The organism is Psychrobacter sp. P11G3, from assembly GCF_001435845.1.
Taxonomy (GTDB): domain Bacteria; phylum Pseudomonadota; class Gammaproteobacteria; order Pseudomonadales; family Moraxellaceae; genus Psychrobacter.
This window is the reverse complement of sequence record NZ_CM003596.1, coordinates 1,173,689-1,188,120: the sequence shown is the minus strand read 5'-3', so window position 1 is coordinate 1,188,120 and position 14,432 is coordinate 1,173,689. Positions and strand designations below refer to the sequence as shown.

Here is a 14,432-nt window from a genome sequence, read left to right as displayed (position 1 = left end):
ATCTTTGACACCATGCTCATATATTTATCGTTCATACAAGCATGATGTCAGCTACTTATTATCAGACTTAAAACGTACGAACGTCTACAAAATGACCTGCCAACGCGGCGGCAGCTGCCATTGCTGGGCTTACCAAATGCGTACGACCACCATTACCCTGACGACCTTCAAAATTACGATTCGACGTTGAGGCACAGTGCTCTTGTGGCTCAAGTTTGTCTGCATTCATTGCCAGACACATTGAGCAGCCCGGCTCACGCCATTCAAAACCAGCTTCGGTAAATAACGTATCCAAGCCTTCAGCCTCTGCTTGCAACTTCACCTGTCCAGAACCTGCAACAACGATCGCTTCTTTTACGTTATCAGCAACTTTGCGACCTTTGATTACCGCTGCCGCATCACGTAAATCTTCGATACGTGAATTGGTACATGAACCAATAAATATACGGTCAAGTTGAATATCCGTAATTTTCTGACCAGCTTCTAACCCCATATAAGTATAAGCGCGTAACCAGCCCTCTTCTTGAGCTTCATCAATGGCTTGATCTGGTGTTGGCACAGATTGCGTGATATCTACCACCATTTCAGGCGATGTACCCCAAGACACCTGCGGTGCGATCTGACTACCGTCGATTTCTACCACAGTATCAAATACCGCGTCATCGTCTGAATATAGTGTACGCCAGTAGGCTTCTGCTTGTTCCCATTGTGCTTCGCTTGGCGCATATGGACGACCTTTGACATAATCAATTGTCGTGTCATCAACCGCAACCATACCGACACGCGCGCCTGCCTCAATCGCCATGTTACAGACGGTCATACGACCTTCCATACTCATGTCTTCGAACACTTGACCTGCAAACTCAATCGCGTGTCCTGTTCCACCTGCTGTACCGATCTTTGCAATAATAGCTAACACCACATCTTTTGAAGTGACGCCAGCACCAAGTTGACCAGTGACGCGGATTTGCATATTTTTTGATTTCTTCTGAATCAAACACTGCGTTGCCAATACATGCTCAACTTCAGAGGTTCCGATACCATGAGCCAAGCAACCAAGTGCTCCGTGGGTTGCTGTATGCGAGTCACCGCAAACAACTGTCATACCTGGCAAGACCAAACCTTGCTCAGGACCGACCACGTGCAAAATTCCTTGACGGGCATCATTAATAGTAAATTCAGCAATATCAAACTTGGTGCAGTTATCGTCCAAAGTGACAACCTGCAAGCGTGATACCTTGTCTTTAATCCCAGGCACCCCTTCTAGGCGCTCTTTGGTGACAGTCGGCACATTGTGATCTGGACTGGCAATATTAGCCGATAAACGCCATGGCGCTCTGTTTGCCAACTCCAACCCTTCAAATGCTTGCGGACTCGTCACTTCGTGCAACAGGTGGCGGTCGATATAAATCAGGCTCGAACCATCGTCGCGCTTAGTGACTTCGTGAGCGTTCCAAAGTTTGTCATATAACGTTTGACCAGCCATGTTGCTATCCTTTATAGGTTACTAATTACTTAATTTTTTAATTACTTGCACATTGCCAAGCTAAGATTCTATGTAAATGCTATGTCTATCTATAGTGTTTAATAATTACTGTCGTATCTAAGATTTAAATATTATTTCTTTATGAGACCCGACATATGACTAAAATTAACGCTTAAAATACGTTTTAAAAGGCAAATAGCCAATTTTTTAGAATAAATATGTCACAATATGCCTCGATGTCTTGTGATTATAGCAGGCAAATCCTATAATAATAATTGATGATTTTTAACCAGACGCAAACTTTTATTTCTAATACGTTGTGATTGGGTCAGCCAACTTTTATTTATAGCTCATAAAGTAGCTAAGGACATTCGTTTGAACACCACAAACTTGACGACATTCGTTACCGTTATGCACACTGGCAGTATCTCAGGCGCCGCGGAAAAGCTGTTTATCACGCAGCCTGCTGTCAGTAAACGTATCAAAAACTTAGAAGACGAGTTTAACATTACCTTGTTTGATACGGTAGGACGCGGGATTGTACCTACTCAAGCGGCTAGTGAAATGCTACCTCATGCCAAACGTTGGCTAGAGGACTATGAGAACTTTAAAATCAACTTACAGCATTCTCAGCATATCGTCTCTGGCAAGTTAGTCATTGGTACTAGCCATCATATTGGCCTACATCATTTAGCACCTGTCCTGAAACACTTCATTCAAGCTTATCCAGCTGTTCAGTTAGAAGTACACTTCGTAGATTCTGAAAAAGCGCACAAAGCAGTACTAGATGGTGATTTGTCTTTAGCCTTTGTTACGCTTCCACCTGTCTATGATAAGCGGCTAACCTACCATACGCTATGGTCAGATCCTCTCTACTTCATGACTGGTACGCTATCAGCGTTGGCAACCAAATCGAATGTCACTTTAGAGCAGTTGGCCCGATATCCTGCTATCTTACCGTCTGCCAACACCTTTACCAGTCAAATTACTTTGGCCGAATTTGCCAAGCACAATCTAAAGCCTTATGCCACGATGAGTACCAACCCGCTTGAGTCTATTCGTATGCTGGTGTCTGTCGGTCTTGGCTGGTCAGTGCTACCTCAAACGATGGTCAGCCAAGATTTGGAACGTATTGATATGGCAGACAATATTGAGCTACAGCGTTATCTAGGTGTGGTCATTAATCCGAAGCTTACACAGTCTAGCAGTGTCACTGCGCTCTTAGATTTACTGGCTCCTATTGAATAAGACTCGCTGGATATAATAATATATAAATTCAACCTATTCGCATTTGTATCTCTCATGCGTTATAATACGCTTGACGTTGTTTGTATAACAAAAATTTACCACAAGGACACTGATAGTCATATATTGAATACTTCTAGTAAGATATGATGGTTAACAGTAGGTTTAATGGTTTTGATTGATTGTGTAAGTTGCTAATACTCATATACAAATAGCAGATGCGAGCAATAACAATAGATAAGTGGAATGCGAAATTCCCATTGTTCTCTATCTCTATATGAGTGCTAGCCATAGAACAACATCAATCATATATAACTACAGAAGATACTGAAAAAAGCCATTATGTCTTAATTAATGGCTTTTTTTGTCTTTAAATATTGTTTTGGACATCGCCTTGTAGGACAGAACTTTTATAGTTAAAAAATAATTACAGCCAACCATGTTGGTTAAGGACAATTTATATGAACGGAGTTTCTAGTGGCGTGCTGATATCACTCGGCGCCTATTTCTTAGTGATGATTGGGATTGGTGTTTACGCTTATTTTAAGCAAGCCAATGATACTGAAGGCTATATGTTAGGGGGTCGTAACTTAGGCCCAGCAGTAACCGCACTTTCTGCAGGTGCATCAGACATGTCAGGTTGGTTGCTACTTGGCTTACCTGGTTATATGTTTGCCGATGGTGTGGTTAGTATTTGGATCGCGCTAGGTTTGACATTAGGTGCATTATTAAACTATCTCATCGTAGCACCTCGCCTTCGTGTTTATACCGAAGTGGCTGACAACGCTATTACCCTACCCGATTATTTTGCCAACCGCTTTGAAGACAAGTCGCATATGCTGCGCGTCATCTCAGCATTAGTCATCATTCTATTCTTTACCGTCTATACCGCTGCAAGTCTTGTCGGTGGTGGTAAACTCTTCGAAAGCTCACTCAACCTATCGTATAGTACTGGCCTATGGGTTACTGCTGGTGTAGTTGTGGCTTATACGTTATTCGGTGGTTTCTTAGCGGTATCTATGACCGATTTCGTACAGGGTGTCATCATGCTGTTTGCCATGGTGATCGTACCTGTCGTTGCCTTTACTGATCTTGGTGGTATTTCAGCTACTACAGAAGCGGTTAGAAATATCGACCCTACCCTTTTAGACGTTACTAGCGGTATGAGTGTCATCGGTATTATCTCACTCATGGCATGGGGCTTAGGTTACTTTGGCCAGCCGCATATTATCGTACGTTTTATGGCGATTCGTTCAGTGAGAGATGTACCGACCGCACGTAACATCGGTATGAGCTGGATGGTTGTGAGTCTTGTGGGTTCACTAATGACTGGTTTTGCTGGTCGTGCTTATGTACAAAAAACTGCGATGACACTGGACGATCCTGAGACTATCTTTTTAGTATTCACTCAGTTCTTGTTCCACCCATTGGTTTCAGGTTTCCTATTAGCAGCTATTTTAGCGGCAATTATGAGTACTATCTCATCGCAGTTATTGGTTGTATCAAGCTCTCTAACCAAAGATGTATACAAACTATTCTTTGATAAAGACGCACCAGAAGCTCGTCAGGTATTGGTTGGTCGTATCTCAGTAATCATCGTTGCTATCGTTGCCATTATGCTAGCATCTAACCCAGATAGCTCAGTATTGAACTTGGTTTCTAATGCATGGGCAGGATTTGGTGCTGCGTTTGGTCCATTGGTTATCTTCAGCTTAACATGGCGTGGTATGAACCGTAATGGTGCTGTTGCTGGTATGGTTGTTGGTGCGTTGACTGTTATCCTATGGATTTATGGTCCTTTCCAAGTTGATGGTATGGCACTAAATAGCTGGTTATACGCTATCGTTCCAGGCTTTATCTTAAGTACTATCGCTATCTTTGCCGTTAGTATTATGACTGGTGGTCCAAGACCTTCAGTTTCTGCTAAGTACAAAGAGATGGAGCTAAACTTAAACAAATAAGTTTACATAAAATCTTAAGTTTATCGTTATAAAAAAACCTCGTCACTAGTGGCGAGGTTTTTTTATAAGTAATGATTTAATATATGCAATCTACTACAGTATCAAACCAAGAGAAATTATGGCGAGTGAGATAGGAGTATGGACAAAGATAGTAGTACTTGATAGTCCTGTGATGAGTATATTAAGCCAGATTGCCCTAGCCTACTTAACAGGCCAACTGCTGCCCACTTTTACGAAATAGACTTTATTAATGCAACTACTTCTCTTTAGCATTGTATTTTACTATCTGTTCATACGTATACATCGTTGTACACCTTGAGTATATTATGCTGTTATTAACAGCTTATTTACTAAATATTTGATTAGGTATAAGTGCGTATCTACTCTTAAGCCGAAGAATATGTGTTGTTTATGGACACGAAACTAAACTAGGCAAATAAAATATAGATATGCTATATAAATTAATACTATATAGATAGCCTTTGCTGTTGTACCTATATTTGAGCACTAACAATCAAATATAGATAGAAAGCCCATCAAAAAAGCGACCTATTGTAGGCCGCTTTTTTATTGTTTAGCAGTTATATAGAAAGATTATTTCCCTTGATAAGACAGCTTCACACCAGCGATATAACCATCATTGTCTTCAAAATCAGCGACGATTTTGCCTGTTGGTAATTGACCTTGGGCATCACCGAACCATAGGTATTTACCACCTACAGATACTGCCCAGTTTTCCGTGACATTATATTTGGCACCAAGACCAACACTATAATAGCCTTCGACCGGTCCTAACGAAGTTACAGGGTTACCAGCACCACTATCCCAACCAACGGTACCACTTACTGCCAATGCTGGCGCTAAACGCTTTGCCAATCCCAGCTCTACTTGCCACTGGTCATCTTTGTATTCCACCAAGTTTAATCCATCAGGACCATAACTGATTTTACTAGTATCGTTATAAAGTGGTGGTGTAATAATGAAATCACTCCACGGTACCCAGCGTACTTTTGCTGTTGCTAATGTTGTAGGGTTGATACCTGTTTGGAAATCAAAGTTGACTGATTTAGGAGTAGTAATTTCGTATTTGCTGTTTCTATTTGCTGCTGCAGCCGCTTGTTCTGGAGTAGCTCCTGCTGCTGTAGCTCTAATAGCGACTAACGGATATGACTCAGATATTTGTATATCATGATCGATTTCAGAACGATAAGTTAAAGCAGCTTTTAATGCGATTTCAGGCTTACTATAAGCAATACCTGCTATATAACCATAGTCCATATCAGGATTGCTGTTTGACGTGTAACCGCTAGCAGGGCCATAAGCTAAACCGCGTAATTTGGTTTCAGACTGAGTACGCTGTGCAACTGGACCACCATAAATTTGGAAGTTTTTGTTGGCACCAAACTTCATACCCAAAATCCCTGTTAGGCTTTGGCTACGAACTTCTACATTAGTATTTTCGCCCGCGGTACCTGCTTCAGCTTGTGCTACTGCTACTGCTCCACGCAATCCATCTAACTGAGCCTGCTGTGCCGGAGTTAAAACACCCGCTGTTTCTCCTGCAGCCAGAGCACCAATTCCAGCCTGTGCCGCTGCAAGACTTGGCGCTGCGCCATTAGTAATAGAAGCAATAGAAGCGTCAACATCTCCTTGTGAGACGAAGTTACTTTGAGTATATTCAGCAGCTGCGCCGAAAGGCTCGTCGTATAGAATACCTACACTAAAAGTATCGTTAATGTCTGCTTTTACGCCATAGCGGAAGAAATCGTAAGACTCAGCGATATCACCTGTCTTATCACCACGTACATAATCATTTTGAGAAGGGTTAGTGTTAGCACTATCATAACCACTTACATCAGCATCAATATAAGTATAGACGGCTTCTGCATAGGTACCATCTTGAAAGAAAGCAGTGACATCTTGGCCTGAACGATCAAGACCAGCAGCATTAGTCATGCTAGCGACAGAGAGAGTAGCGATTGCTACTGCAAGGGTTTTCAAGTGAAAGGTAGTGCGCATTGTGTATCTCCAACGGTCCTTGTTGTATTACTACTTCGATAAACAATATATAGCATTGCTGCGCTTAACATTGAAAGTATCAAAGTCGTGTCCTAAGTTGAATACTAATAGCTTTTTGACACTAAAACAACAATTAAAGTGCTTTATTTCTCAATTATGACTGAACAGTACAAATAAGATATAAATGAAACAATTCCGTTTACTTCTACTTTTAGATATGAATTTCTTAAAAAATATTTGTTCACAGGAGAGTTTTTCTTCAGGATAAAACGGGTTCACTATGACTATAATACTGCCTATAAAAAAAGCGACCCTTAAAGGATCGCTTTTTTATCAATAGTATTTAAAATATTTGCTATATAACTAAGCTGTGAATTACTGAGCTTGGTAAGAGACTTTTACACCAAGTACAAATCCGTCGTTACTTTCAAAGTCACTCACAATAGCTTTCGTTGGAATCTGACCTTCTGCATCACCAAACCATAGATACTTACCACCGGCAGATACGGCCCAGTTCTCAGTAACGTTGTATTTAGCGCCTAAGCCTGCACTATAGTAGCCTTCGATAGGACCCAATGAAGTTACAGGGTTGCCAGCACCACTATCCCAACCGACAGTACCACTTACTGCCAATGCTGGCGCTAAGCGTTTAGCCAGACCTAACTCTACTTGCCATTGGTCATCATCATAGCTGACTAAAGATAAACCTTTATCATCATTAGTTGCTTGCTTACTTACTTCATTATAAAGTGGTGGAACGATTGCAAAATCACTCCATGGTACCCAGCGCACTTTTGCAGTCGCTAAGGTTGTAGGGTTGATACCAGTTTGGAAATCGAAGTTAACTGATTTAGGCGTAGTGATATCTAGCGTGTTACCTTGATTCGCTTCACCACCTAGCGCTGCTACTACTGGATATATTTCATCGATATTTGAGCTGTGATCAATTTCAGAACGATAGGTCAAAGCCGCCTTTAGAGCGATTTCAGGCTTACTGTAAGATACACCTGCGATATAGCCATAGTCGGTATCAGAGCTAATATGAGCGGTATAGCCTGTAGCAGCACTGTAAGCACTACCACGAAGACTTACATCAGCTTTGATACGCTGGACAACAGGACCACCGTACACCTGAAATTCTTTGTTTTGACCAAACTTAGCACCTAGGATACCTGTGATGCTTTCGCTACGGACTTCAACATTTGTACCTTCATCATTCGCAAGGCGGCCATCCGCAAAGCCTTCTAATTGCTCAAGTTGATTTAACTGCGCTTGACCTGCTGCTAGCTGCGTTTCGCCAGCGGCGATACCTGCTAAACCAGCATTAATCTGTGGACGCAGTGCAGACTCAAGTGCTGGGTTTTGATTAACAGCTGCTTGAGCTTGTCTTACTTGCTCTCTAACTGCATTTAAACGAGTTTCAGCAGCAGTTAACTGGTTTTGAGTACCTTCAACTAAACCTTTCAACTCTTCTACATTATTAACGCCTAATCCACCTAGACGCGATGCAATAATATTATTAACAGCATCAGTTGGTGCGCCTACAAAGTTATTATTTCCAGTGTAATCAGCGGCAGCACCGAAAGGCTCATCATATAAAATACCAACACTGAATGTATCGTTGATATCTGTTTTTACACCATAACGGAAAAAGTCATAAGATTCTGCGATGTCATCGATTTTATTACCTGAAGTATCTTTACCAGTAACATCAGCATCGATATAAGTGTAGACAGCTTCTGCATACGTGCCATCTTGTAGGAATGCGGTAATATCTTGGCCTGAGCGATCAAGGCCAGCAGCACTAGCGACGCTAACAACAGAAAGAGTAGCAACAGCTACTGCAAGAGTTTTTAAATGAAAGGTGTGGCGCATTTTATATCTCCAAACATCCGCATTGTTTTACTGTTTTACCTAATTTTCATAGATAAGCAGTATCCGAGGTGGAAGATAGTAAAGATTTTTTAACACTAAAACAACTACAAAAACACATTATTTCTATGTTATGACCATATAGTCATCAGAGAGTATCTATATATAAAAGCGCGTATATATTTTCCACTATTAAAGGCTTTTCTTTTCAAATCTTACTTATTAATAATGTGGTGGTCTGTCTGCCATTACATCGAACGGTGCAATACCACTTTCCGTATCCTGACCCTCGATTTGTTTATAAATAAGCTGTAGTTGACGTTGCAACGTATGAATATCTCTGTCTTGTCGCGTAATTACGTCATCCAGTCGTTCGACCGTTACTTCAAGATGCGCGAGGCTCATTTGTAAATCGATTACTTGGGCTTGCAAATCATTTTGAATATCAGAAGTATCATCTGTAATTTTAGGTTGGTTCATATTTTTCTCTAAATTATAGTAAGTATTAAATTGAAAGGATGGATTATTAAAGGGTTTGAAGGGTACCGTAAATTAGCGATAAACCTACAAACATAGTCATGGAATAGGAGCCGTTAGTAAAAGCAATAAATAGTACTGATAAAACTATTTACTCGCACTACAGTAACGCGGTGGCATGTTATACTGCAGGCAATTTTGCAACAACCCCTACCTCACTATTATATAAGCTTAAGATACTCTATGGCACTGATTCATTTAAAAGACATTCACTTAGCCTTTGGCGTCGCGCCTGTTCTTGATGGTATTGATTTTTCTATCAATACAGGCGAGCGTGTGTGCTTGATTGGCCGCAACGGCGAAGGTAAATCCACTTTGTTTAAACTGATCAATGGCTCATTGCAGCCTGACAGTGGCGAGATTATTACCAACAGTAGCATGCGTGTAGCGATGCTAGAGCAAGACGTTCCTGAGACTAGCGGTCGCATATTAGACATCGTTATGGGCGGCAGTCGTCGCACGGCTGATTTGCTCATTAACTATAATAAGCAAGTCGATATGTGCGCGAATGGCGATATGGATGCCTGTGAGCATATGGCGACCCTACAGCATGATATCGATGCGGTACATGGCTGGGACTTAGAACGCGATGCCATGCGTCTGATTACGACCATGGGCCTTAATCCAGAAGACGACTTATCATCCCTATCTGGTGGTCGTAAACGCCGCGTGTTACTTGCTCGTGCGCTAGTTACTAAGCCTGATGTGCTACTACTAGATGAGCCAACCAACCATTTGGATGTCGAAAGTATCGAATGGTTAGAGCGCTTTTTGCTTGATTGGCAAGGTTTGACGTTGTTGTTCGTGACTCATGATAGAGCATTCGTTAATAAACTTTCGACTCGCATTATTGAGCTTGACCGTGGCCAATTGACCAGCTATGACGTGACGCAAGGCGAAGGTGGCTACGCGCGCTATCAAGAGCTAAAAGAGCTACAGTTACAAGCTGAAGAAAAGAACAATGCCAACTTTGATAAAAAACTGGCACAAGAAGAAGTTTGGATTCGCCAAGGTATCAAAGCACGTCGTACCCGTAACGAAGGCCGCGTCCGTGAACTAAAAGCCTTACGTGAAGAGCGTAGCGAGCGCCGTGAGCAAGTGGGCAATGTAAACATCACCATGGGTCAAGGCGAGAAAAGCGGTAAGCTTGTCTGTAAAGTCAAAAACTTACATCTTGAGTATGACGGTAACGTACTAGTAGATGATTTTACGACCACTATTATGCGTGGCGATAAGATTGGTATTGTCGGCCCTAACGGTGCTGGTAAAACTACTCTTATTAAAGCCCTACTCGACATGTCTGATGATGAAGTGACCAAGTCTGGTAGTGTCGAATTAGGTACTAATCTGAAAATCGCATTCTTCGATCAGTTGCGTGATCAATTGGATCTTGAAGCGAGCGTTGCGCAAAACGTTTCGGAAGGCTCTGACTTTGTCGAAGTTGGCGGTCGCAAGACACATATCATGAGCTATTTGCAAGACTTCTTGTTTGCACCAGAGCGTGCACGTACGCCTGTCAAAGCCTTATCAGGTGGTGAGCGTAACCGTGTATTACTGGCCAAGCAGTTATTAAAACCTGCCAACATTTTGGTACTTGATGAGCCAACCAACGACTTGGACATGGCGACACTTGAGCTATTAGAAGAGTCAGTCGCTAGCTTTGGTGGTACGATTTTGCTGATCAGTCATGATCGTTCATTCATGGACAATGTCGTTACCTCTACGTGGGTGTTTGGCGAAGATGAAGATGGTAAAGGAGTGGTCAATGAGTATGTAGGTGGTTATCAAGAGTACCTCGTACAAAAGAACCGCGAAGAAGCATCCCGTGCTGCCAAAGCACCTGCCAACAACGCAGCTAGTAACAAAGCGACAAACAAGTCTGGCACAGCAGCGAAACCAAATAAGGCAGCCAAAAAGCTTAATTATAATGATCAACGCGAACTGGACAACTTGCCGAAAGAAATTGCTGCACTCGAAGCCGAACAAGCTCAATTACAAGAAAAGCTGGCCGATGGCTCTTGGTTCAATACTGACTTTGATGCGGCGACAGCTGCTAGTGAACGTCTTTTAACCATCGAAGATGAGATGATGCACAAGCTTGAACGTTGGAGTGAGCTTGAAGGCTAGTATTGGCAACTCTCTAGCTGAGTTTATTGGAATATCGCATGTGTACTTTGCATTGCGTATTTCGATAAACAAGTTTCTGATAGCCTGACAAAACCTTATTAATTATTATGAAGACATCACCACTTTATTATATAGAGTGGTGATATTTGTTTTACAGCAACTTACAAAGTAGTTAGATGGTGAAAGTTAGTGAACATTACCTTAATTTCAAGTATCATTCGCTATTGCTGAAAATCCTTATTATTTATAAGGTCATCACATCATAATCCTTGTTAAAGCAAAGTTAGCGTTAAGCGTTGATAATCCAACTGTTTTGGTTTGATTGTCATATTCAACCTTCTAATATGTCCTATTGAGGTTGCTTTATTTTTAACGCAATAATTTATTTTATCACCGAAATAGCTTAGAATAGCAACAATTAGCAAAATTAGGCACAGCTAAAGTGGCTTGATATTGTATATTTTCTAAGCCACAAACCCAGTGTGGGATAATCCCATTTCATTCACCTGGAGGAAGTATTAATGAGCCAAGCCGAAGGCGTTAATGTACAACGCCGTAGAGTTCTTATTGCCTCAACTGCCGCGATTGGTGCAGCTGGGGTAGCTGCCGTGGCGACACCTTTTGTCCGTTCTTGGTACCCAAGCGCTAAAGCTGAGGCTGCAGGGGCTGCAGTGACCCAAGATATTGGTTCTATCGAAGATGGACAAATGATCGTCGTCAAATACCGTGGTAAACCTATTTATGTGGTTAAGCGCACCGAAGACATGGTTGCAGGACTAGAGTCAGTCAAACCTCTATTATCTGACCCTGAGTCTGATGCGTCTCTACAACCTGAATATTGCAAAAATCCTACTCGCTCTTTAGATCCAACCGTATTGGTTGTCGAAGGCGTTTGCACACATTTGGGCTGTGCACCAAACTACCGTCCTGATGTGGGCGCGGTGGATTTAGGTGGTAATGATTGGTACGGCGGATTTTTCTGTCCGTGTCACGGGTCAAAATATGACTTAGCAGGTCGCGTGTATAGCGGCGTCCCTGCACCACTTAATTTACCCGTTCCAGAATATGGTATGGATGGTACCATCTTGACGGTTGGGGAGGCTTAATATGAGTATGGGTAAAAAGTTAATGCATTGGGTGGACGCGCGTTTTCCAGCGACCGAAACCTATGAATACCATATGTCAAAGTACTACGCACCAAAGAACTTTAACTTCTGGTACTTCTTTGGCGTGCTATCAATGATTGTATTGGTCAACCAATTGGTGACTGGTATATGGCTTACCATGATGTACAACCCAAGTGCCGAAGGGGCATTTGCGTCTGTTGAATACATCATGCGTGACGTAAAAGGTGGTTGGCTCATTCGCTATATGCACTCAACCGGCGCATCTGCGTTTTTCGTCGTTGTATACCTGCATATGTTTAGAGCCTTGCTATATGGTTCATACCAAAAACCTCGTGAGCTTATCTGGCTCATCGGTATGGGTATCTACCTAGCACTTATGGCAGAAGGTTTCTTCGGTTACCTACTACCTTGGGGCAACATGTCATTCTGGGGTGCTCAGGTTATCTTGAACTTACCTGCAGCGCTACCAGTGATTGGTGATGGGCTTGCTGAATGGGTACGTGGTGACTATATCATCTCTGGTATTACCCTAAACCGTTTCTTTGCTCTACACGTTGTTGCTATTCCATTAGTACTCGTGGGCCTAGTATTTATGCATATTGTGGCGTTGCACCATGTGGGTTCGAACAACCCTGATGGCATCGACATCAAAAAGCTAAAAGACAAAAATGGTGTACCTTTAGACGGTATCGAATTCCATCCGTACTACACCGTGCATGACATGGTTGGTATCGTAGTATTCTTTATCTGTTTCTTTGCAGTGGTATTCTTCTTCCCAGAAGGCGGCGGTTTCTTCCTTGAGCCACCAAACTTTGAGACAGCGAACTCACTGAAAACACCAGCGCATATTGCACCAGTATGGTACTACACGCCTTTCTACGCTATCTTGCGTGCGGTTCCTGATAAGCTTGGTGGTGTTATCGCAATGGGTGCTGCAATTGCTGTATTGTTCTTGATTCCATGGCTTGATAGATCGCCTGTACGCTCTATGCGTTATAAAGGTATCTTGTCTAAAATCGCGCTTACTGTATTTGCTATTAGCTTTGTTGTATTGGGCTACTTAGGTGCGACGCCTGCTACCCCAACGGCAACTATCATGGCTCGTGTATTCACGATTCTATATTTCTTGTTCTTCTTACTGATGCCGTTCTACACTGCTATTGAGAAGTGTAAACAGCCACCAGAACGCGTTACCGGAGGTCACTAATGAGCACGCTAATTAAATCCCTAGCTGGTCTAGGCTTGGGCGCGGCATTGACGTTGACTGCTGGTACTGCAATGGCTGAAGGTAGTGGCTGTGGTACGTTCACTAATGCTGATGGCGTTGTTGAACATCTGGCTTGTAGTACTGCTCCTATTGATTTTACCAATAAGGGCTCGCTACAAAACGGTGCAAAAATCTTTATGAACTATTGCGCTGGGTGTCACTCAGCTAAGTACGTTCGTCACTCACGCATTGCCAAAGATTTAGAGATACCGCCTGAGTTGGTTGAAAAATATTTGATGGTTACTACCGATCAAATCGGTGACCACATTACTGCTGAAATCGATCCTGAAATTCAAGCATCTTGGTTTGGCGCAGCGCCTCCTGATTTATCACTTGAGACACGTCTGCGTGGCGACGACTGGGTATATACTTACTTACTGTCGTTCTATGAAGATCCAAGCCGTCCTTGGGGTGCAAACAACTTAGTACTGGCCAATGCAGCGATGCCTCACGTATTGCATAACATGCAAGAAGAGTTGAGCCAGGAAGAGTTTGAATCTGAAGTTGGTGACTTGGTTAACTTTATGGCGTGGATGGGCGAACCTGCTCGCCATGACCGTCAAGTGATTGGTTTCTTTGTAATTCTATTCTTATTAGTACTGCTCATCCCAGTTTACTTATTGAATAAAGAATTCTGGAAAGATGTTAAATAAGTCATAGTTAGCAGACCGTTCTGAGAATTAAAAAAGGCACTACTCCGGTAGTGCTTTTTTGTGCCTTGATATAGAGCATAAATACTAGATAAGCCGGAAAATAAGTCGCTCAGCGCTAATGTTTACGTACACTACCTT

10 protein-coding genes are annotated in these 14,432 nt (G+C 42.3%); 6 read left to right on the top strand and 4 right to left on the bottom strand.

The window, feature by feature from the left end:
- Nucleotides 1-67: 67 nt before the first annotated feature.
- Nucleotides 68-1,486, bottom strand: a complete 1,419-nt coding sequence (gene leuC / locus AK824_RS04915; protein ID WP_057759320.1) for a 3-isopropylmalate dehydratase large subunit — start codon at nucleotides 1,484-1,486, stop codon at nucleotides 68-70.
- 375 nt (nucleotides 1,487-1,861) lie between these two features.
- Between leuC and AK824_RS04910 the strand changes: the two genes are divergently transcribed.
- Nucleotides 1,862-2,734 (top strand): LysR family transcriptional regulator, encoded by an 873-nt coding sequence (locus AK824_RS04910; protein WP_057759318.1) that lies wholly within the window; start codon nucleotides 1,862-1,864, stop codon nucleotides 2,732-2,734.
- Nucleotides 2,735-3,192: 458 nt separating this feature from the next.
- Nucleotides 3,193-4,692 (top strand): sodium/proline symporter PutP, encoded by a 1,500-nt coding sequence (gene putP, locus AK824_RS04905; RefSeq protein WP_057759315.1) that lies wholly within the window; start codon nucleotides 3,193-3,195, stop codon nucleotides 4,690-4,692.
- 594 nt (nucleotides 4,693-5,286) lie between these two features.
- Here the strand turns inward: putP and AK824_RS04900 are convergent.
- The 3 genes from AK824_RS04900 to AK824_RS04890 form a co-directional block, all read right to left on the bottom strand.
- Entirely contained in the window at nucleotides 5,287-6,711 is a 1,425-nt protein-coding gene (locus tag AK824_RS04900) for an outer membrane protein transport protein (protein ID WP_057759313.1), read from the bottom strand.
- A gap of 375 nt (nucleotides 6,712-7,086) precedes the next feature.
- Entirely contained in the window at nucleotides 7,087-8,586 is a 1,500-nt protein-coding gene (locus AK824_RS04895) for an outer membrane protein transport protein (RefSeq protein WP_057759311.1), read from the bottom strand.
- Nucleotides 8,587-8,805: 219 nt separating this feature from the next.
- Nucleotides 8,806-9,063, bottom strand: coding sequence for a SlyX family protein (locus AK824_RS04890; protein WP_057759309.1), 258 nt, complete (start codon nucleotides 9,061-9,063; stop codon nucleotides 8,806-8,808).
- Nucleotides 9,064-9,303: 240 nt separating this feature from the next.
- Here AK824_RS04890 and AK824_RS04885 point away from each other — a divergent pair, with 240 nt between their 5' ends.
- The 4 genes from AK824_RS04885 (at nucleotide 9,304) to AK824_RS04870 (ending at nucleotide 14,294) form a co-directional block, all read left to right on the top strand.
- The gene (locus tag AK824_RS04885) at nucleotides 9,304-11,247 is read left to right on the top strand and encodes an ATP-binding cassette domain-containing protein (protein WP_057759307.1); all 1,944 of its coding nucleotides are present in this window, start codon (nucleotides 9,304-9,306) and stop codon (nucleotides 11,245-11,247) included.
- 521 nt (nucleotides 11,248-11,768) lie between these two features.
- Nucleotides 11,769-12,353: a ubiquinol-cytochrome c reductase iron-sulfur subunit gene (gene petA, locus AK824_RS04880; RefSeq protein WP_057759305.1), complete on the top strand. Its 585-nt coding sequence runs from the start codon at nucleotides 11,769-11,771 to the stop codon at nucleotides 12,351-12,353.
- 7 nt (nucleotides 12,354-12,360) lie between these two features.
- Entirely contained in the window at nucleotides 12,361-13,581 is a 1,221-nt protein-coding gene (locus AK824_RS04875; protein WP_371531454.1) for a cytochrome b, read from the top strand.
- Nucleotides 13,581-14,294 (top strand): cytochrome c1, encoded by a 714-nt coding sequence (locus tag AK824_RS04870; protein ID WP_057759301.1) that lies wholly within the window; start codon nucleotides 13,581-13,583, stop codon nucleotides 14,292-14,294. Before AK824_RS04875 ends, AK824_RS04870 begins: the two co-directional genes overlap by 1 nt.
- Nucleotides 14,295-14,432: the final 138 nt, after the last annotated feature.

Coding starts and splice junctions, on each gene's coding strand:
- leuC (WP_057759320.1), bottom strand. CDS start 1,486: ATGGCTGGTCAAACGTTATATGACAAACTTTGGAACGCTCACGAAGTC.
- putP (WP_057759315.1), top strand. CDS start 3,193: ATGAACGGAGTTTCTAGTGGCGTGCTGATATCACTCGGCGCCTATTTC.
- AK824_RS04900 (WP_057759313.1), bottom strand. CDS start 6,711: ATGCGCACTACCTTTCACTTGAAAACCCTTGCAGTAGCAATCGCTACT.
- AK824_RS04895 (WP_057759311.1), bottom strand. CDS start 8,586: ATGCGCCACACCTTTCATTTAAAAACTCTTGCAGTAGCTGTTGCTACT.
- AK824_RS04890 (WP_057759309.1), bottom strand. CDS start 9,063: ATGAACCAACCTAAAATTACAGATGATACTTCTGATATTCAAAATGAT.
- AK824_RS04885 (WP_057759307.1), top strand. CDS start 9,304: ATGGCACTGATTCATTTAAAAGACATTCACTTAGCCTTTGGCGTCGCG.
- petA (WP_057759305.1), top strand. CDS start 11,769: ATGAGCCAAGCCGAAGGCGTTAATGTACAACGCCGTAGAGTTCTTATT.
- AK824_RS04875 (WP_371531454.1), top strand. CDS start 12,361: ATGGGTAAAAAGTTAATGCATTGGGTGGACGCGCGTTTTCCAGCGACC.
- AK824_RS04870 (WP_057759301.1), top strand. CDS start 13,581: ATGAGCACGCTAATTAAATCCCTAGCTGGTCTAGGCTTGGGCGCGGCA.